Source organism: Rugamonas sp. (assembly GCF_025354735.1).
Classification (GTDB): domain Bacteria; phylum Pseudomonadota; class Gammaproteobacteria; order Burkholderiales; family Burkholderiaceae_D; genus Rugamonas.
In genome coordinates this window covers 1-19,570 of record NZ_JANXMI010000219.1, presented here as the reverse complement: position 1 = coordinate 19,570, position 19,570 = coordinate 1, and the positions used below count along the sequence as shown (strand labels likewise).

The 19,570-nt window shown below is 69.0% G+C and carries 12 protein-coding genes and 2 pseudogenes; 8 read left to right on the top strand and 6 right to left on the bottom strand.

Features of this window, described 5'->3' with window-relative positions:
- The coding region (locus tag Q0S71_RS17370; RefSeq protein WP_295998477.1) for an acyl-CoA dehydrogenase family protein at window positions 1–850 on the bottom strand (850 nt) is incomplete at its 3' end.
- 255 nt (window positions 851–1,105) lie between these two features.
- Between Q0S71_RS17370 and Q0S71_RS17365 the strand changes: the two are divergent.
- A pseudogene (locus Q0S71_RS17365) lies at window positions 1,106–3,580 on the top strand (excinuclease ABC subunit A); the annotation flags it as partial.
- A gap of 57 nt (window positions 3,581–3,637) precedes the next feature.
- Here Q0S71_RS17365 and Q0S71_RS17360 read toward each other — a convergent pair.
- On the bottom strand, window positions 3,638–6,694 hold the full coding sequence (locus Q0S71_RS17360) for a sensor histidine kinase (RefSeq protein WP_295998474.1): 3,057 nt from the start codon (window positions 6,692–6,694) through the stop codon (window positions 3,638–3,640).
- A gap of 124 nt (window positions 6,695–6,818) precedes the next feature.
- Between Q0S71_RS17360 and Q0S71_RS17355 the strand changes: the two genes are divergently transcribed.
- Complete coding sequence (locus tag Q0S71_RS17355; RefSeq protein ID WP_295998471.1) at window positions 6,819–7,448, top strand: response regulator transcription factor; 630 nt, start codon at window positions 6,819–6,821, stop codon at window positions 7,446–7,448.
- Between the two features lie 19 nt (window positions 7,449–7,467).
- Here the strand turns inward: Q0S71_RS17355 and Q0S71_RS17350 are convergent, their stop codons facing one another.
- Complete coding sequence (locus tag Q0S71_RS17350; RefSeq protein WP_295998468.1) at window positions 7,468–8,877, bottom strand: short-chain fatty acyl-CoA regulator family protein; 1,410 nt, start codon at window positions 8,875–8,877, stop codon at window positions 7,468–7,470.
- Between the two features lie 157 nt (window positions 8,878–9,034).
- Between Q0S71_RS17350 and Q0S71_RS17345 the strand changes: the two genes are divergently transcribed.
- The 5 genes from Q0S71_RS17345 to mmsB are packed head-to-tail and all read left to right on the top strand — an operon-like array spanning window position 9,035 to window position 14,526.
- Window positions 9,035–10,537, top strand: a complete 1,503-nt coding sequence (locus tag Q0S71_RS17345) for a CoA-acylating methylmalonate-semialdehyde dehydrogenase (RefSeq protein ID WP_295998465.1) — start codon at window positions 9,035–9,037, stop codon at window positions 10,535–10,537.
- A 5-nt stretch (window positions 10,538–10,542) separates the two neighbouring features.
- Window positions 10,543–11,703, top strand: a complete 1,161-nt coding sequence (locus Q0S71_RS17340; protein WP_295998462.1) for an acyl-CoA dehydrogenase family protein — start codon at window positions 10,543–10,545, stop codon at window positions 11,701–11,703.
- On the top strand, window positions 11,700–12,485 hold the full coding sequence (locus Q0S71_RS17335; RefSeq protein ID WP_295998459.1) for an enoyl-CoA hydratase: 786 nt from the start codon (window positions 11,700–11,702) through the stop codon (window positions 12,483–12,485). Before Q0S71_RS17340 ends, Q0S71_RS17335 begins: the two co-directional genes overlap by 4 nt.
- The gene (locus tag Q0S71_RS17330; RefSeq protein ID WP_295998457.1) at window positions 12,478–13,599 is read left to right on the top strand and encodes an enoyl-CoA hydratase/isomerase family protein; all 1,122 of its coding nucleotides are present in this window, start codon (window positions 12,478–12,480) and stop codon (window positions 13,597–13,599) included. Before Q0S71_RS17335 ends, Q0S71_RS17330 begins: the two co-directional genes overlap by 8 nt.
- Before the next feature lie 24 nt (window positions 13,600–13,623).
- Complete coding sequence (mmsB, locus tag Q0S71_RS17325) at window positions 13,624–14,526, top strand: 3-hydroxyisobutyrate dehydrogenase (RefSeq protein ID WP_295998454.1); 903 nt, start codon at window positions 13,624–13,626, stop codon at window positions 14,524–14,526.
- Window positions 14,527–14,529: 3 nt separating this feature from the next.
- On the opposite strand, the gene Q0S71_RS17320 is transcribed toward mmsB, so the two are convergent.
- Window positions 14,530–15,426 (bottom strand): LysR family transcriptional regulator, encoded by an 897-nt coding sequence (locus Q0S71_RS17320; protein WP_295998451.1) that lies wholly within the window; start codon window positions 15,424–15,426, stop codon window positions 14,530–14,532.
- Window positions 15,427–15,528: 102 nt separating this feature from the next.
- Between Q0S71_RS17320 and metE the strand changes: the two genes are divergently transcribed.
- Entirely contained in the window at window positions 15,529–17,838 is a 2,310-nt protein-coding gene (metE, locus tag Q0S71_RS17315; RefSeq protein WP_295998448.1) for a 5-methyltetrahydropteroyltriglutamate--homocysteine S-methyltransferase, read from the top strand.
- 5 nt (window positions 17,839–17,843) lie between these two features.
- Here the strand turns inward: metE and Q0S71_RS17310 are convergent.
- Window positions 17,844–19,108 (bottom strand): annotated as a pseudogene (locus Q0S71_RS17310) (ROK family protein).
- Between the two features lie 92 nt (window positions 19,109–19,200).
- The coding region (locus Q0S71_RS17305; protein WP_295998446.1) for a carbohydrate porin at window positions 19,201–19,570 on the bottom strand (370 nt) is incomplete at its 5' end.

Below are 19,570 nucleotides of genomic sequence, written 5' to 3'. Positions count from 1 at the left end.
CGTCGGCCCGCGGCGCGGCGTCGATGGCGGCGGCCGAGGCCCGCAGCAGCGCCGCCGCGCCGACCAGCGCGACGTCGACTTGTCCCATGTGGGCCAGGCGGTGCGGATCGGCGACGCGGCCCGCGCCATGCGCGGCCTGGGTGGCGTCGTGCCGCAACTGGAGGCGCAGATGATCGGCCAGCGCGCGCGCCGCGCCGTACCAGCAGGCCGCGATGCCGGCGCCGCCGTGCCAGAAGCCGGGCCGCGTCAGATAGGCGCCGGGCGCGCCGACCGGCTGCGCCGGCGCATCGTTGAATTCCACGTCGACGCTGCCGCTGCCGGCCATGCCGACCGCGTGCCAGCCCTCGGCCGTGATGTGGACGCCCGGCTGTTGCAGCGCGACGGCGGCCAGGCAGCGCCGGCCATCGTCGTCGCGGCAGCTGACCAAAGCGTGGCTCAGGCCCGCCGCGCCGGAGCACCATGCCTTGCGTCCCGCCAGGCGCGGGCGGCCGTCGTGGCCGCGCCGCAGCGCCAGTTGCGCGTCGGGCGGCTCGGCGCACCACACGCCCCAGCTGCTGCCGGGCGGCGGCGGCGGGCCATCCAGTTCCGCCAGGATCGCCAGCGCATCGGTGTGGCCCTCGTATAGCTTGAGCAGGCTCAGATCGTGGCCGGCCACCATGGCCAGCCAACGCCAGCGTTCCAGCGTGGCGCCGGGCCACGCGCCGGGCAGGGGCGGACGGTCGAGCCCCTGGTCGATCAGGGCGCGCAGCGCGGCGTGCGGCGTGCGGCCGGGCTGGGCCAGTTCGTGCGCCATCGCGGCGGCGGAAATCGGCGCCACTGGCGGCTGGGCGATAGGCTGGATGATGGACATGGCGGTTCCGAGGTGGATGGCGGAGTGGAAGCGCCATCGTGCCTTCCATGCGCGGCGCTGTATGTACGATCGTTCACTCTGCCAGCTTTCAGCATGCCATCGTGTGTACACGCACATACCTTATTGGCGCCGTCGCCGATGCTGGCACCACATCTCATCGAGGACCACGCCATGCCCGACTCCCGCGCCGTGCCCGCGCCGCCCGTTTTTTCCGCCGATGCCGCCGGCGCCGCCGGCCGCGAAGGCTGTGTCAGCGTGCGCGGCGCGCGCGTCCACAACCTGAAGGATGTCGACGTCGACATCCCGCGCAACGCGCTGGTGGTGTTCACCGGCGTGTCCGGCTCCGGCAAATCGTCGCTGGCCTTCGGCACGCTGTACGCCGAGGCGCAGCGGCGCTATCTGGAATCGGTGTCGCCGTATGCGCGCCGGCTGTTCCACCAGATGGCGGTGCCGGAGGTGCGCTCCATCGACGGCCTGCCGCCGGCGGTGGCCTTGCAGCAGCAGCGCGGCGCGCCGACCACGCGCTCCTCGGTCGGCAGCGTCAGCACCCTGTCCAATTCGCTGCGCATGTTGTATTCGCGCGCCGGCGACTATCCGGCCGGGCAGGAACTGCTGTACGCCGAATCGTTTTCGCCGAACACGCCGCAGGGCGCCTGCCCGCATTGCCATGGACTGGGCCGGGTCTACGAAGTGACGGAGCGCTCGATGGTGCCGGACGATACGCTGACCATCCGCCAGCGCGCCGTCGCCGCATGGCCGACCGCGTGGCACGGCCAGAACCTGCGCGACATCCTCGTCACGCTCGGTTACGACGTCGACCTGCCGTGGCGCGCGCTGCCGAAGAAGCAGCGCGACTGGATCTTGTTCACCGACGAGCAGCCGACGGTGCCGGTCTACGCCGGCCTCGATCCGGCCGCCGCCCGCCGCGCGTTGCAACGCAAGGAGACGCCGAGCTATCAGGGCACCTTCACCGGCGCCAGAAAATATGTGCTGCAAACGTATGCCGGCACCGAGAGCGCGTCGATGAAAAAGCGCGTCGCGCAGTACATGGTCGGCGCCGGGTGCCCGAGCTGCCACGGCAAGCGCCTGCGGCCCGAAGCGCTGTCGGTGACCTTCGCCGGCCTCGATATCGGCGCCATCGCGCAACTGACCTTGCGGCGGCTGGCGCAGTTGCTGCGGCCGTACGCGGAGCCGGGCAAGAAGGGCAAGCAGCGTGCTAACAGCGGCGGGGCGGCCGGACGCCATCCCGAAAAAGCCATCGTCACGCGGCGCATCGCGCAGGACGTGGTGGCGCGGCTGGACGTGCTGCTCGACCTCGGACTGGGCTATCTGAGCCTGGACCGCGGCACGCCGACGCTGTCGCCCGGCGAGTTGCAGCGGCTGCGGCTGGGCACCCAGGTGCGTTCCAGTTTGTTCGGCGTGGTCTATGTGCTCGACGAACCGTCGGCCGGCCTGCATCCGGCCGATACCGAAGCGCTGCTGCGGGCGCTGGCGCGGCTCAAGGCGGCCGGCAATTCGCTGTTCGTGGTCGAACACGCGCTCGACGTGATCCGCCACGCCGACTGGATCGTCGACGTCGGGCCGCAGGCCGGCGAGCAGGGCGGCCATATTCTATATAGCGGCGTTCCGGCCGGGCTGGCACCGGTGCGGCAATCGCGCACCGCGCATTATCTGTTCGGCCGTCGCGCGCCGGCCGCGCGCGCGCCGCGTGCCGCCGCCGACTGGCTGCGTTTGCGCGGCGTAGTGCGCCATAATCTGCATGGCTTGGACGCCGATTTTCCGCTCGGCATGATGACCAGCGTGAGCGGCGTTTCCGGCTCCGGCAAATCGAGCCTGGTCAGCCAGGCGCTGGTGCAGCTGGTGCGCGCGCAACTGGGGCCGGCCGCCGCCGGCGCCGAGCCGGACCCGGACGAGGCCCTCGCCAGCGGGGCCCCGGCGCCGCTCGATGGCCGCATCAGCGGCGGCATGGCCGGCCTGCGGCGGCTGGTGCAGGTCGACCAGAAACCGATAGGCCGCACGCCGCGCTCCAACCTGGCCACCTACACCGGCCTGTTCGACCACGTGCGCAAGCTGTTCGCCGCCACGCGTCCGGCGCGCGCCCGGCATTTCGACGCCGGCCGCTTCTCGTTCAACGTCGCCAAGGGCCGCTGCGCCCACTGCGCCGGCGAAGGCGCGGTGATGGTGGAACTGCTGTTCCTGCCCAGCGTGTACGCGCCCTGTCCCGTGTGCGGCGGCACGCGCTATAACGACGCCACGCTGGCGGTGCGCTATCGCGACAAGAATATCGCCGAAGTCCTGGCCATGACGGTCGACGCGGCCGCCGAATTTTTTGCCGCCGATGCCGGCGTTGCCATTACTCCGCTGGCGCGCGCGCTGGCCGTGCTGCGCGAAGTGGGCCTGGGCTACCTGCGGCTGGGACAGGCGGCCACCGAGCTGTCGGGCGGCGAGGCGCAGCGCATCAAGCTGGCCACCGAACTGCAGCGCGCCAGCCGTGGCGACACGCTCTACGTCCTCGACGAGCCGACCACCGGCCTGCATCCGGCGGACATCGACAAGCTGATGGCGCAGCTGCATGGCCTGGTCGATGCCGGCAACACGGTGGTCATGGTCGAACACAATATGCAGGTGCTGGCCGACAGCGACTGGGTCATCGACATCGGGCCCGGCGCCGGCGAGGAGGGTGGCCGCATCGTCGCGGCCGGCCCGCCGGCGCTGGTGGCCCGCGCGCGCGCCGGCCACCAGCGCCGCCTATCTGGCGCGGGCGATGGCGCCGGCGCCGGCCGCCGTCTAAGCGTTGCGCGCCGCGTATCGGCGCGCCGCCGTCTCGTACGCCAGCGCGGCGGGGAGCGTCATGGTCCAGGTGGTGCCGGCCTGGTCCGCGCTGGACAGGACCAGCCTGGCCTTGATCCGCAGGGCCCTTTCGCGCATGCCGGGAAAGCCCCAGTGATCCTGGCGGCCGCCGGCGGCCATCACGTCCGGCGGCACGCCGATGCCGTCGTCGCGCACGGCCAGGCGCAACTCGTCGGGGTGGTAATGCAGCTCCACCACGATCCGCGCGGCGCGCGCATGGCGGTAGGCGTTGGCGATGGCTTCGTTGGCGATGGCCAGCGTTTCTTCCTGCACCAGCCGGTGCAGGCCGCGCACCTTGCCCTCCACCTGCAGCTGGAGCGCCGCGCCGTTCGGCGGGCGCAGATGGTCGCCCGCCATCCGCAGCGCCGCCGCCAGGTCCGCCGTGCCGGCGCCGGAGCGCAGGCCGCGCACCTTGGCGCGGCCCTCGCGCAGCACGTCGCCGGCCTGCTGCAACGCTTTGTCGATCATGACGCGGGCCGGCTCCGGCGTCGGCAGGCGCAGCACCGCCGCATTCACGTTCAACATCAATGCGTGGACCGACTGCAGGAAGCTGTCGTGGAGTTCGCGGGCGATGCGCTCGCGCTCGTCGAGGCGCGCTTCCAGGCGCAGCACCATCTGGTGGACGAGGCGGCGGATGCGCCACCGGTATCCCATCCAGCCGGCGGCCAGCAGCGCCATCGCGCCCAGGCTGCGGAACCACCACGTCTGCACCAGGGTCGGCGCGACGCTGAACGCCAGCGTGGCGGGCTGGCCGCCCCAGACCCCGTCGTAGCTGGACGACAGCACTTCGAAGCGGTAGTCGCCGGGGCCGAGGTTGTGATAGTAGGCGGCCCGGCGATGGCCCGCGTCCTGCCAGTAGCGGTCCACGCCGTCGAGCCGGTAGCGGAAGCCGACGCGCTCGGGCATCGCCAGGGCCAGCGCCGTGTAGGTGATCTGCAATGTGTCGGTGCCGGGCGGCAGGCGCATGCCGGCGACCGGGGCGCGCTCCTGTCCCTGGACGCTGACGGAGCGTATCAGCACCGGCGCCGCCGGCGCCACCGCCGGCCGCAAGGAGGGATCGAAACGGAACACGCCGGCCGTGGTGCTGACCCACAGGCGGTGGTCGGTGGCCTGCACCAGCGACGGCGTCGGCAGCAGCAGGGGCGCGTTGCCTTCGAGGCCGTCGGCGCTGTCGAGGCCCTGGTAGCGCACGCGGTAGCCGGCGTCGCGGGCCAGCCGGGCGATTTCGCCGGCCGCGATGCGGTACAGGCCGGCGCCGCCGTTGAGCCACACATCGCCGTTGTCCAGTTCGACCACGCCGGAGATGCCGGGGAAGGCCTGGCCGCCGACGCCGGTCACGGCGACGAAGCGGCTCCCCTGGCGCAATGCCAGTCCGTTTTCGCCCCCGGCCCAGACGTGGTCGCCGTGCAGGTGCAGGGCCATCGTCATGCCGATGGCCAGGCCGTCCGCCGCGCCCCAGTCGCGCCACCGGCCGTGCTCCCTTTGCAGCAGGCGGTTGTGCGGGTAGGCGAACCAAAGTCCGCCGTCGTCGCCGGCCATGCTGCGCGGCGCCTCCTCCGGCAGGCCGTCCTTGCCGCCCCGTTTTTCCCACCCGCCCCTGGGGTCCAGGCGGTACAAGCCCCTGGTCGCTATGGCGGCCCACAGGCCGCCGTCATGGTCCTGCACCAGGCTGTTGATTTGCCCGCCTTCGACGCCGGACGGCAGCGCGATCCGGCGCGGCCGCCCGCCTTGCTTGCGCCACAGTCCGCCGTAGCCGCCGACCCACAGCACGCCGTCGGGCGCGCGGTAGGCGCAGGTCATCAGGTTGTGCCAGGGGATGGCGGCGCGCGGCCACAGGGCGGTCACGACGGCCGGGTCCGAGCCGGTGGCGTGAAAGCGCCCCAGCCACGCGCCGCCCTCGGCGTCGGCCGCCAGCGGCGTGCGGCCGCCGTTATCCGGTATCGTCACTTCGGACAGCTGCTTGCTGCGGAAACGGTCGATGCCATTGGTGGTGGCGGCCCAGATATTGCCTTCGCGGTCTTCGAGGATGGCGCCGACGGCGTTGCCGCTCAAGCCCTGATGCGGTCCGGTGCGCGCGACGCCATGGTCCGTGTGGTATTCCAGGCCAGCCTGCCGGCCGACCCACAGGTCGCCACGACGGTCGAACGCCAGGCTGGCGACATCGCCCCGCAGCCGCCACTGCCTGCCCGGGGCGCCGCGATCGGCCGCTGTCAAACGGTGCAGCTGGTTGTGGCGCGCGTCCCAGCTCCAGACGCTGCCATCGGGCACTTCGAACAATACCCCCGTGCCGCTGTCCGGTGACGCCTTGCGGAAGCGCTGCGCTCCCGGCGCCAGCGAATAGACGCCCAGCTCGCCCTGTGCCCACAGGACGTGGTGGCGGTCGCGCATCAGCGTCTTGAAGTAGCTCAGCGGCAGGCCCCATGACGGCGCGGCGGCCAGCCAGCGTTCGCCGTCGAGATGGTACATGCCGACCGAGGTGGCGGCCCACACGCGGCCGCTGGCGTCGGGCTCCAGTCCCCACACGGGGGCATTGTCCGGCAGGCCGTCGCGCTGATCGTAGTTGCGCAGCCGGCCGGCGCGCAGCAAGCTGGCGCCGCCGAAGCGGTAGCCTATCCACAGGGCGCCGGAAGGCTGGGCGCTCAGGATGCTGATGGCGGTCGCCGGCAGCGGCGCTGCGCGCCTATTGCCACGCTCATCGCGTTCATCGCGCTCGTCGAGCTGGTAGCGCTCGAAGCGCACGCCGTCGAAGCGGAACAAGCCGCTGGACGCGCCCAGCCACAGCCAGCCGTCCGTGGTCTGGGCCATGGTCAGCACCACCGGCGGCGCGCCGTCGCGGATGGTCCAGCTGGTGTGCTGCAAATCGATGGGCGATGTGTCGGGCGACGGCGTGGCGGCGTGCGCCGCAGGGCGGCAGCAGGCCATCAACAGGATGAAGCACAGGGCCAGGGCGGGCCGGCCGGTTTTCCTGGGCGGCATCGCAGCGAAAATGTGCATTCGGGTGCCGGCCATATTGGAGTTGTTTGCTGTTTTTTAAATATTCTATAGCATAATGGCCACGATGCCGCCCCGGCAGCCGCATGGGATATGAACGGTCCATCAACACGGTCACAATGCCCAGATGATAAATAACGGTGACGACATCAGGATACTCATCGCGGACGATCATTCCATCGTGCGCGAGGGGCTGCTCGCCATCATCGCCGGCCAGGATGGCATGGCGGCGGTCGGCGTGGCGGTCAATGGACGCGAGGCGGTCGACGCGTGGTCGCGTTATCGTCCCGATGTCGCGCTGTTCGACTTGCGCATGCCGGTGCTCGACGGCGTGGCCGCCGTCCAGGAGATACGGCGCCAGCATCCCGGCGCCAAAATCATCATCCTCACCACCTTCGATACCGATAACGACGTTGCCCGCGCCATGAAGGCCGGCGCCAAGGGTTATCTGCTGAAGGATGCGCCACGCGAGGAGATTTTCGACTGCATCCGTAAAGTCCACCACGGCGACGTCCACGTGTCGGCCGGCCTGGTCGCCAAGCTGGCCGACGGCCTGCGCAACGAGGAGTTGACGCAGCGCGAATTGGACGTGCTGAAACTGCTCGCCCTCGGCAAAAATAACAGGGACATCGGCAGCAGCCTTTACGTCGAGGAGAGTACCGTCAAATCCCACCTGCGCCGCATTTTCACCAAGCTGCACGTGGTCAGCCGGACCGAGGCGATTTGCCTGGCGATCCGGCGCGGCCTGGTCGAGTAAGGCTGCTCGTATCCCGCCACTAGGCGCCCGCTTTTGCTCCCTGTAAGATCGACGGAAAGGCGCGTTGCGCGCAGGCGGCGCGCTCGCACACCTTGCAGCCGTTGCCGATCGGCGTCGCCACGCCGGGGTCGCCCAGGTCCAGCCCCTTGGCGTAGACCATGCGGTGCGCCTGGCTGATGTCGCAGCCGAGGGCGATGGCGAAGGATTTTCGGGGCGCCATGAAGGCCGCCGGTCCGGTGCTGACCTGGCGCGCGATCCACAGGTGGGTGCTGCCGTCGGGCATGCTGGCCACTTGCCGCAGCACCTGGCCCGGATGGCTGAACGCTTCATACACCACCCACAGCGGGCAGGTGCCGCCGGCGCGCGAAAAGTGGAAGGCGGCCGCCGATTGCCGTTTCGAGACATTGCCGGCGCGGTCGACCCGCATGAAGAACACGGGCAGGCCGGCGTGGCCGGGACGCTGCATGGTGCTGAGCCGATGGCACACGGCTTCGAAGCCGACGCCGAATTGCTGGGACAGCAGCTCGATATCGTAGCCGCACGTTTCGGCCGCGTGCAGAAAGCGGCGGTAGGGCAGCAGCACCGCGCCGGCGAAATAATTCGACAGTGCCAGGCGGGCGCCGGCGCGCGCGGCGTCGCTCGACAGGGCGGCGGCCTGCACCAGCGCCTCTATCATGGCGGCCTGCTCCATCAATCCCAGTTGCGCGGCCATCTGGAAGGCTTGCTGGCCTTCCGTCATCGACGCGGCCAGCAGCAACAGCTTGCGCCGCGGATCGTAGCGGTGACGCGCCAGCGGCAGCTGGACTTCGGCCGAGGCCGTCACCGTCACGCCGTGTACCGACTCGAGCCGCCGCCGCAAGGCCGCCGCGCTGTTGTCCGCCACGTTGTCGGCCGCGTTTTTGTCCACACTTTCGGCCACGCTTCCGGCCAGGTTTTCGGCCGCCCGGTCCAGTTCGTCGATGTGGTTTTGGCGCCGGTTCAGATAGTCGCGCACTTCCTCGTCTATCGATGGCGGTATCGGGCTCAGGCCGCGGTTGCCGTCGTCGAACTGCGATTCCAGCGCGCCGGCGCGCTCGGCCGCCATCTGGTAGCGGCGCTGCATCAGCAGGACGGCGCGGGCCACGCCCGGCATGTTCTGGACCAGCATCTTCAATTCCGCGAGGGAGGCGTCGGCCTGCGGCAGTTCGCTGAAGGCGTCGCGCAGGTCGGACACCAGGGCGGCGCTGTCGTGCTCCGAAAACATTTGCGGATCGACGCCCAGCACCGCGCCGATGCGCAGCAGGATGGCGACCGTCAGCGGCCGCTGGTTGCGCTCGATCTGGTTCAGGTAGCTGGGCGACATGCCCAGCATCCTGGCCAACGCCGCCTGGGTCAGTTTTCTTTCCTCGCGCAGGCGCTGCAGGCGCACGCCCATGAATACCTTGGCCACCCTAACCACCCCGGCCGCCTTCGCAAGCTTCGCAAAACACCATGTCGTTCTTCGCAAATCCTCGCACTGTCACCCCTTTACGCTGCGCTTCGATAAGCGAATAATGCAAACAAATAAAGTAAACCGCAAGCTTTTCCATCTTTAGCGAGGAAACACCATGGTCCATACGATAGCCACCGTCCCCCTGTTAATCGACGGACAGTGGATAGAATCGCGCTCCACCGTCTGGCGCGACGTCGTCAATCCGGCCACCCAGGAAGTGCTGGCCAGGGTGCCGTTCGCCACGGCCGACGAAGTGGCGCGGGCAGTCGCGGCGGCGCAGCGCGCCTTCAAGACCTGGCGCAAGACGCCGATCGGCGCGCGGGCCCGCATCTTCCTCAAGTACCAGCAGCTGATACGCGAAAACATGGCCGACCTGGCCGCCACGCTGACCGCCGAGCAGGGCAAGACGCTGCTCGACGCCGAGGGCGATGTCTTCCGCGGCCTGGAAGTGGTCGAGCACGCGGCCAATATCGGCACGCTGCAAATGGGCGAGTTCGCGCAGAATGTCGCCGGCGGCGTCGACACCTACACCGTGATGCAGCCGCTGGGCGTGTGCGCCGGCATCACCCCGTTCAACTTCCCGGCCATGATCCCGCTGTGGATGTTCCCGATGGCCATCGCTTGCGGCAATACCTTCGTGCTCAAGCCGTCCGAGCAGGACCCGCTGGTGACCGTCAAGCTGGTGCGGCTGGCGCTGGAGGCCGGCATCCCGGCCGGCGTGCTGAACGTGGTCCATGGCGGCGAGGAGGTGGTCAACGCGCTGTGCGACCATCCTGACATCAAGGCCGTTTCCTTCGTCGGCTCGACCAAAGTCGGCACCCACGTCTACCAGCGCGCCACGCTGGCGGGCAAGCGGGCCCAGTGCATGATGGGGGCGAAAAACCACGCCGTCGTGCTGCCGGACGCCAACCGCGAACAAACCCTGAACCAGCTGCTGGGCGCCGGCTTCGGCGCGGCCGGCCAGCGCTGCATGGCGGCCTCGGTCGCGGTGCTGGTGGGCGAGGCGCGCGACTGGCTGCCGGAACTGGCGCGCAAGGCGGCCGCGCTGTCGGTCGGCGCCGGCAAGGACAATCCCGACCTGGGCCCGCTGGTGTCGCGCGCCGCCAGGGAGCGGGTGCTGGGGCTGATCGCCACCGGCGTCGAGCAGGGCGCCACGCTGGCGCTGGACGGGCGCGGCGTGCGCGTCGACGGCTACCCGGACGGCAACTTCATCGGGCCGACCATCCTGTCCGGCGTGCGGCCCGGCATGGCCGTGTACGAGCAGGAGATTTTCGGCCCGGTGCTGGTGGTGGTCGAGGCGGCCACGCTGGACGAGGCCATCGCCCTCGTCAACGCCAATCCCAACGGCAACGGCACGGCGCTGTTCACGCAAAGCGGCGCGGCGGCCCGCAAGTTCCAGGAAGACATCGAGGTCGGCCAGGTCGGCATCAACGTGCCGATCCCGGTGCCGGTGCCGCTGTTCAGCTTTACCGGTTCGCGCGGCTCCAAGCTGGGCGACCTGGGGCCGTACGGCAAGCAGGTGGTGCTGTTCTACACGCAGACGCAAACCATCACCCAGCGCTGGTTCGCCGACGCGGCCTCGGTGGGCCGGGTCAACACCACCATCGACCTGAAGTAAGCGCCATGGACTTCGAGCTGAACGACGAGCAGCGCGCCTTCCAGCAGGCCGCGCGCGACTTCGCCGAGGGCGAGCTGGCCCCGCACGCGGCGCGCTGGGACGCGGACGCCTATTTTTGCCGCGACACCATGGCCAAGGCCGGCGCGCTCGGTTTCTGCGGCCTGTACACGCCGCAGGCGCTGGGCGGACTCGGCCTGTCGCGCCTGGACGCGGCGCTGATCTTCGAGGAACTGGCGGCCGGCTGCACCTCCACCACCGCCTATCTGTCGATCCACAATATGGCGACGTGGATGGTGGCGCGCTGGGGCCGGCCGGCGTTGCGCGAGCACTGGGTGCCGCAGCTGGCGGCCGGCGCCAGGCTGGCCAGTTACTGCCTGACCGAGGCCCAGGCCGGCTCGGACGCCGCCTCCCTGCGCACCGGCGCCACCGTGCGCGGCGACCATTATCTGCTCAACGGCGGCAAGGCCTTTATTTCCGGCGCCGGCAGCACCGACCTGCTGGTGGTGATGGCGCGCACCGGCGGGCCGGGCGCGGGCGGCATCTCGGCGTTCGCCGTGCCGGCCGACACGCCGGGCATCAGCTACGGCAAGAACGAGGAAAAAATGGGCTGGAAAAGCCAGCCGACCCGCGCCATCCATTTCGACGACGTCGCCGTCCCGGCCGCCAACCTGCTGGGCGAGGAGGGGCAGGGCTTTGCGATCGCCATGAAGGGACTGGACGGCGGACGCATCAACATCGCCGCCTGCTCGGTCGGCACGGCCCAGGCGGCGCTGACGCGCGCCACGCATTACCTCAAGGAGCGCAGCCAGTTCGGCCGCGAGCTGGCGCAATTCCAGGCGCTGCAATTCAAGCTGGCCGACATGGTGACGGAGCTGGTCGCCGCGCGCCAGATGGTGCGGCTGGCGGCGAGCAAGCTGGACCAGGACAGCGGCGACGCCAGCGTGTACTGCGCCATGGCCAAGCGCTTCGCCACCGACGTCGGCTTCAGCGTCAGCAACGAGGCGCTGCAACTGCACGGCGGCTACGGCTATCTGCGCGACTATCCGCTCGAACGCCACGTGCGCGACACGCGAGTGCATCAAATCCTCGAAGGCAGCAATGAAATCATGCGGGTGATTATCGCCCGCGCCATTTTGCGCGACGGCGCCACGGAGACGCTGATATGAATAAAACCTACGCCCACCTGCAAGTGGAGCGGCGATCACACACGGCCATCGTCACGCTGGATCACCCGCCGGCGCATACCTGGACGCTCGACAGCCTGGCGGCGCTGGCCGAGCTGGTGGCCGACCTGAACGCCGAGCGCGACATCTACGCCCTCGTCATCACGGGCGGCGGCAGCAAGTTCTTTTCGGCCGGCGCCGACCTGAAACTGTTCGCCGACGGCGACCCGGCCGTGGCCGGCGCGATGGCGCAGCGCTTCGGCGCGGCCTTCGAGGCGCTGGCCGGATTTCGCGGCGTCAGCATCGCCGCCATCAACGGCTACGCCATGGGCGGCGGCCTCGAATGCGCGCTGGCCTGCGACCTGCGCATCGCCGAGGAACACGCGCAGATGGCCTTGCCCGAGGCGGCCGTCGGCCTGCTGCCCTGCGCCGGCGGCACGCAGCGGCTGGCGTGGCTGGTCGGCGAAGGCTGGGCCAAGCGCATGATCTTGTGCGGCGAGCGCATCGACGCCCGCCGCGCGCTGGCGATAGGATTGGTGGAGGAGGTCGTGCCCAGCGGCGCCGCGCTGGCGGCCGCGCTGGCGCTGGCGGAACAGGCCGCGCGCCAGAGTCCGGGCAGCGTGGCCGCCTGCAAGCGGCTGATCGACGGCGCGCGCGGCCTGCCGTTGGCGCAGCTGCTGCCGCTGGAGCGCGAAAGCTTCGTCGGCCTGTTCGGCACCGCCGACCAGAAAGAGGGCGTGCAAGCCTTCCTCGACAAGCGCGCGGCGGAGTGGCGCAATGGCTGACGCCACGCTCCCTTCGCCCGTCAGGACGGAGCAGCGCGCTGGCGCCGGCGGCATGCGCGTCGCCATCGCCACGCTCGACGCGCCGGCCAGCCTGCATGCACTGACGCTGGACATGATAAACACGCTCTATGCGGCCTTGTGCGACTGGGCGGCGGATCCGGCCGTCGCCTGCGTGGTGCTGCAATCGAGCACGGACAAGGCCTTCTGCGCCGGCGGCGACGTGCGCAGCCTGCGCAGCGCCATCGTCGCGCAGCCAGCGGTCGTGCCCAACCCGCAGGCGCTGGCCTTCTTCAGCGCCGAATACCGTCTCGATTATTTGATCCACACCTATCCCAAGCCGGTGCTGGTGTGGGGCGGCGGCATCGTCATGGGCGGCGGCCTCGGCTTGCTGGCCGGCGCCAGCCACCGCGTCGTCACGCCGACCACGCGCATCGCCATGCCGGAGATCACCATCGGCCTGTTCCCCGACGTCGGCGGCAGCTGGTTTTTACCGCGCATGCCGGGACGCTGCGGCCTGTTCCTCGGCTTGACGGGCGCCTCGCTCAACGCGCACGACGCGCTGTTCACCGGCCTGGGCGACTATTTCCTGGCACAGGAGCAGCGCGCGCCGGCGATCGACGCGCTGTGCCGCGCCGACTGGCGGGGTGGCGCGCACAGCGTGGTCGACGGCGTGCTGCGCGCACTGGCGCTGGCGCCGGAGCTGCTGCCGGTGTCGGAGGTGCGGCAGCAGTTCGACGTCATCAACGCCCTCGCTAGCGGACGCGAACTGGCGCAGGTGGTCGCGGCCATCGGCGCCTACCAGGGCGAGTCGGCCTGGCTGCAACGGGCCGCCGCCGCGCTGGCCAGGGGCGCGCCATCGTCGCTGGCGCTGGTGTGGGAAATGCAGCGGCGCTGTCGTCACCTGAGCCTGGCCGACGTGTTCCGCTTGGAGCTGGCGGTGGCGCTGCAATGCTGCGCCCACTTTGATTTCGCCGAGGGCGTGCGTGCGCTGCTGGTGGACAAGGACAACGCGCCGCAATGGCGGCCGGCCACGCTGGCGGCGTACGACGGCGACGCCCTCGCGGCGTATTTTGAAACGACGTGGCGACAGCATCCGCTGGCCGACCTGCGTTGATACTATAAAAACTGGAGACCGGACATGCAGCACATCGCTTTTATCGGACTGGGAAACATGGGCGCGCCGATGGCGCACAATCTGCTGCGCGCCGGCCACGCGCTGTCGGTGTTCGACCTGTCGGCCGCCGCCGTGGAGGGCTTGCGCGCCGCCGGCGCACGTGCCGCCACCTCGGTCGCGGACGCGGTGGCGCAGGCCGGCGTCGTCATCACCATGCTGCCGGCGGACCGCCACGTGCGCGAACTGTATCTGGGCGCCGACGGCGTGCTGGCGCATGCGCCGGCCGGCGCCTTGCTGATCGATTGCAGCACGATATCGGCCGAGGTGGCGCGCGAGGTGGCCGGCGCCGCCGCCGCGCGCGGCCTGGCGATGCTGGACGCGCCGGTTTCCGGCGGCACGGCCGGCGCCGCCGCCGGCACGCTGACCTTCATCGTCGGCGGCGACGCGCAGGCGCTGGAACGCGCCCGCGCGCTGCTCGACCACATGGGCAAGAACGTGTTCCATGCCGGCGCGGCCGGCGCCGGCCAGGTCGCCAAGATCTGCAACAACATGCTGCTGGGGATATTGATGGCGGGGACCGCCGAAGCGCTCAATCTCGGCGTGGCGCACGGCCTCGATCCCAAGGTGCTGTCGGACATCATGGCCAAGAGTTCCGGCCGCAACTGGGCGCTGGAACTGTACAACCCGTGGCCGGGCGTGATGGAGGCGGCGCCGGCGTCGCGCGGCTACAGCGGCGGCTTCGGCTCGGCGCTGATGCTCAAGGACCTGGGGCTGGCCCAGCAGGCCGCGCTGAGCGCGCAGGCGGCCACGCCGCTGGGCGGGCTGGCGCGGCAGTTATATCAGCTGCACCAGCAGGGCGGCCACGGCGATCTCGATTTTTCCAGCATCCTCAAGCTGTTCCGGCCGCGCGCAGGCGGCGACCGGTAGCTTTCACAGGGGATAGCGGTCGGCCTGGCGCGCCATCTCGATAAACGACTGCACATAGTCGATGCCGGCGTCCTGCTCGCGGATGCCGAGATAGATATTCTTTTGGATGCCCGTCGGCCCCAGCCGCAATGTGCGCAGCTGCAACTGCGGCGCGTAGTCGGTCACCAGCCACTTGGGCAGCGCCGTCACGCCGCGGCCGCTGGCCACCATCTGCAACATGATGTCGGTGGTTTCTATCATCTTGTGCCGGCGCGGCGCGCAGCCGGCCGGCAGCAGGAACATATTGTAGATGTCGAGCCGGTCTATCGAGACGGGATAGGTAATCAGCGTTTCCTCGCTCAGTTGCTGCGGCGTGATTTCTTCCTGCCCGGCCAGACGGTGGTCCTTGTGCACCACCAGCACCTGCTCGTAGTCGAACACCGGTTCCCAGCGCAGGCCCGGCTTGTACAGCGGATCGGGCGTGACCAGCAGGTCGATCTCGTAGCCGAACAGGGCGCCTATGCCGCCGAACTGGAACTTCTGTTTCACGTCCACGTCCACCAGCGGCCACGCCGACAGGTAGGACGACACAATTTTCAACAGCCACTGGTAGCAGGGATGGCACTCCATGCCGATGCGCAGCGTGCCGCGTTCGCCCTGGGCGAACTGGCGCAGCTTGTCCTCGGCCAGCGCCAGCTGGGGCAGCAGCCGCTGCGCCACCGCGTGCAGATACTGGCCGGCCTGCGTCAGGCGCAGGTTGCGGCCCTCGCGCAGCCAGATATCCGTGCCCAGTTGCTGCTCCAGCTTCTTCATGCTGTGGCTGAGCGCCGACTGCGTCACGTGCAGGACTTCGGCGGCCGCCGTCAGCGAGCCGTGCCGTTCGACTTCGATCAAAATGGCCAGGTGGATGCGTTCTAACATGATGTATGAGTAAAAGTCATGGATGCGTGAGAAAAGACCATTTTACTTCATCGATTGCGCTCTCTACTATGGCCAAACTGACTATTTTAGGAGTGTCCCCTCATGACCACCATCCACAATCTCGGCTTTCCCCGCATCGGCGCCCAGCGCGAACTGAAGTTCGCGCTGGAGTCGTACTGGAAAGGCGCTTCTTCGCGCGATACCTTGAAGGCGCTGGGCGCCGAGTTGCGCAAGCGTCACTGGGACAAGCAGGCCGGGCTGGATCTGGTGCCGGTCGGCGATTTCGCGTTCTACGATCAGGTGCTGGACATGAGTTTCACGCTGGGCAACTTGCCGGAGCGCGTCAGCGGTTTCCACGGCGATCCGCTCGACAACTATTTCCGCGTGGCGCGCGGCCAGTCGGTAGAGTCGAGCGAGTCGTCTGAATCGGCCGACCAGCACCACGCCTGCTGCGGCGGCGTGGCGGCCGGCGAAATGACCAAATGGTTCGATACCAATTACCATTACATCGTGCCGGAATTCACGGCGGCGACCACCTTCAAGCTCGACGCCTCGCGCCTGCTGGAACAGCTGGCCGAAGCGAAGCGGCACGGCGTGAAGTCCAAGCCGGTGATTATCGGCCCGGTCACCTATCTGGCGCTGGGCAAGGCCAAGGACGATTCCGACAAGCTGGCGCTGCTGCCGGCGCTGCTGGCGGTCTATTCGCAGCTGCTCGACGCGTTGGCCGGGCAGGGCGTGGAATGGGTGCAGATCGATGAACCTATCCTGGTGACCGAGCTCGACGCCGACTGGCAGCACGCCTTCAACCTCGCTTATCACGAGCTCAAGGCCAGCCGCGTCAAGCTGCTGGTGGCGACCTATTTCGGCCAGTTGCAGGAAAACCAGTACCTGGCCGCCAACCTGCCGGTGGCCGGCCTGCACATCGACGCCGTCAACGGTTACGACGATATCCGTCCGCTGCTCAACCTGCTGCCATCGCACAAGGTGCTGTCGCTGGGCGTCATCAACGGCCGCAACATCTGGAAGACCGACCTGGCCGCCGTGCTGGCCTGGCTGGAACCGCTGGCCGAACGGCTGGGCGAGCGCCTGTGGCTGGCGCCGTCGTGCTCGCTGCTGCATGTGCCGGTGGACCTCGACAGCGAACAGACGCTGGACGCCGACATCACCTCGTGGCTCGCTTTCGCGCTGCAAAAACTCGACGAGCTGCAAGTGCTGGCGCAGGCGCTGCGCGGCGGGCGCGAGTCGGTGAAGGACGCGCTGGCCGCCAACGCGGCCGCGCTGGCCTCGCGCCGCGCCTCGCTGCGCGTGCACAAGCCGGCCGTGCAAACAGCCATCGCCGCCATGGCCGCCAACCTGGGCGCGCGCAACAGCGTCTATGCCCAACGCGCCGAACTGCAGGCGGCGCTGCTGCGACTGCCCGCCTATCCGACCACGACCATCGGCTCCTTCCCGCAGACGGCGCAAATCCGCCACGCCCGCAGCCAGTTCAAGGCCGGCAAGCTCGACGACGCCGGCTACCGCGCCGCCATGCGGGAGGAAATCGCCCGCAGCGTGCGCGAGCAGGAGGCGCTGGGCCTGGACGTGCTGGTGCACGGCGAAGCGGAGCGCAACGACATGGTCGAATATTTCGGCGAGCAGCTCGAAGGCTATGCCTTCAGCCAGTTCGGCTGGGTGCAGTCCTACGGTTCGCGCTGCGTCAAGCCGCCGATTTTGTTCGGCGACATCAGCCGGCCCAAGGCGATGACGGTGGAGTGGATCAGCTACGCGCAATCGCTGACGAGCAAGCCGATGAAGGGCATGCTGACCGGCCCGGTGACGATTCTGAATTGGTCCTTCGTGCGCGACGACCAGCCGCGCGCGGCGTCCTGCAAGCAGCTGGCGCTGGCCATCCGCGCCGAAGTGCTGGACCTGGAACGGGCCGGCGTGCGCGTCATCCAGATCGACGAGGCGGCGCTGCGCGAAGGCTTGCCGCTGCGCAAGGCACAATGGAAGGAGTATCTGGACTGGGCCGTCGAGTCGTTCCGCATCAGCGCCAACGGCGTGCAGGACCAGACCCAGATCCACACCCATATGTGCTATTCGGAGTTCAACGACATCATCGCCGCCATCGCCGACATGGATGCCGATGTGATTACCATCGAAACCTCGCGCTCGGACATGGAATTGCTGGACGCCTTCGAGCACTTCAATTATCCCAACCAGATCGGCCCCGGCGTCTACGACATCCACTCGCCGAACATTCCGACCCAGCAGCACATCGAGCATTTGATGCGGCGGGCGGCCGAGCGCATTCCGGCGCAGCGCCTGTGGGTCAATCCCGATTGCGGCCTGAAAACCCGCCAGTGGGCCGAGGTGCTGCCGGCCCTGAGCAATATGGTGGCGGCGGCCAGGGCACTGCGCCTGGCGGCCTGAGCCCGTTAATGCGCCGGCGCCGCGACCCGCAATATTTTCAAGAATAGTTCGCGGTCCGGCGCGAAGTTGGCGTGCAGCGGCAGCAGCGCGGCGCCGATGGCGCGGGCGTCGGCGCCGACGGTGCCCGCTTGCAGCGCCGGCCGCCGCACGCCTTCCCAGCTGTAGCCGCCCAGCGCCGCGTCGATGGCCGTTTGCAACCGCTCGCGCAGCAGCGGGTGGGCCGAGGCGTCGACGATGACGCTGTCGAGGTCGAGCAGGCAGTTGGCGCCGATGACGGTCAGCGCGATGGCCTGGGCGGCCTGCGCCAGCCACGCTTGCGTGTGCTCCAGCCACGGCGCCTGCATGGCGCGCGCGTCGTAGCAGGCGCCCGCTTCCAGTCCGGCCGCCGTGTACGACAGTTCGAGGTTGAACAGCGAGGCGATATTGAGCAATTGCGGCGGCGCCGCGTTCGTCGTGGCGTCCGACAAGGCCAGCGGCATCGAGCCGATGGCGCCGGCGTTGCCGTGCACGCCGCCGCGCAGCGCGCTGTTGAGCACATGCCGCCGCCGATGAAGGTGCCGATGAAAACGTAGAGGAAGCTGGGGATGCTGCGCCCGCGTCCCGTGACCAGCTCGGCCACGCAGGCGGCGATGGTGTCCTTGGCGAACACCACCGGCAGCCCCGTCATGGCCTGGATGCGGGCGCGGATGTCGATATGTTCCCACTGGCTCGCTTGTTGCGGCGTGCTGTCGAGCAGGCGCTGCCAGCCGCCCAGTCCCAGCGGCGCGGCCACGCCGATGCCGCTCAGGCGCTCGATGCGCTGCGTGCCCAGCTTGGCGCACAGGGCCTTGAGCATGGTTTCGATGTGCTCGAACAGGGTGCCGGGATCGGGATGGCGGTAGGCCAGCGACGAGCGCTCGCGCACCTGCGCGGTGAAATCGATCAGCAGCAGGTCGACGCTGCGGCGGCCGATCTTGATGCCGATGAAAAAAGCGCCGTCCGGATTGAGCATGATGGGCACCGAGGGCTGGCCGACCCGGCCGCGCAGCGGCGCGCGCTTTTGCACCAGCCCCTGTTCCAGCAGGCGCTGGATGATGAGGGCGATGGTTTGCGTGCTCAGGTTGGTCAGCCGCGCCAGGTCGGCTTTCGGCATGCTGCCGTGCAGGCGTATCGCCTGCAATACGACGCGTTCGTTAAACTGGCTCATGCCGATCTGGTTCGAGCCGCGCGGACGCAGCCACGGTTGGCTGGCGTCTTCGCTGTGGTCTTCGTTTGTTAATTCGATACTCATGATGCTGATTTCAAGTTCTGCTCTCCATGCGTTGGGCGATGGCGTCGCCGCGTCGTGGCACAGGCCGGGGCCTGTGCCACACGGGCCTTACGTCACCACCAGGCTTCCAGTTGCAGACCGGCCGAGGTGCCGCTGGTGCCGTTGCCATAGACGGCGCCGGAGTTGTTGTTGGCGTTGACCAGAGGGGTGGCCGCGCCGTTCCACTTGCCGTAGGTGACGTAGAAACGCAGTTCGGGACGCGACCAGTAGGACTCGCCCATGGCGATGGTCGGCGCGATCGTGAACTTGGTCAGGTGGGCGGTGTCGCCGGTGGCGTCCTGTTTGAGCGAGGTGTAGCCCAGCTCGCCTTGCAGCTTGAAGTTCTGCGTGAACGCGTAGACCGGACGCACGCCGGCGGTGACCCAGGTGTTGCGCAGGGTGATGTCGTCGGCCTTGTCCTTTTGGTACAGGGCCACGAATTCC

Bases quoted from the DNA above. Each gene is read 5' to 3' on its own strand.
- Q0S71_RS17330 (WP_295998457.1), top strand. From the start codon at position 12,478: ATGGCTGACGCCACGCTCCCTTCGCCCGTCAGGACGGAGCAGCGCGCT.
- Q0S71_RS17355 (WP_295998471.1), top strand. From the start codon at position 6,819: ATGATAAATAACGGTGACGACATCAGGATACTCATCGCGGACGATCAT.
- mmsB (WP_295998454.1), top strand. From the start codon at position 13,624: ATGCAGCACATCGCTTTTATCGGACTGGGAAACATGGGCGCGCCGATG.
- Q0S71_RS17340 (WP_295998462.1), top strand. From the start codon at position 10,543: ATGGACTTCGAGCTGAACGACGAGCAGCGCGCCTTCCAGCAGGCCGCG.
- Q0S71_RS17345 (WP_295998465.1), top strand. From the start codon at position 9,035: ATGGTCCATACGATAGCCACCGTCCCCCTGTTAATCGACGGACAGTGG.
- Q0S71_RS17335 (WP_295998459.1), top strand. From the start codon at position 11,700: ATGAATAAAACCTACGCCCACCTGCAAGTGGAGCGGCGATCACACACG.
- metE (WP_295998448.1), top strand. From the start codon at position 15,529: ATGACCACCATCCACAATCTCGGCTTTCCCCGCATCGGCGCCCAGCGC.
- Q0S71_RS17360 (WP_295998474.1), bottom strand. From the start codon at position 6,694: ATGCACATTTTCGCTGCGATGCCGCCCAGGAAAACCGGCCGGCCCGCC.
- Q0S71_RS17320 (WP_295998451.1), bottom strand. From the start codon at position 15,426: ATGTTAGAACGCATCCACCTGGCCATTTTGATCGAAGTCGAACGGCAC.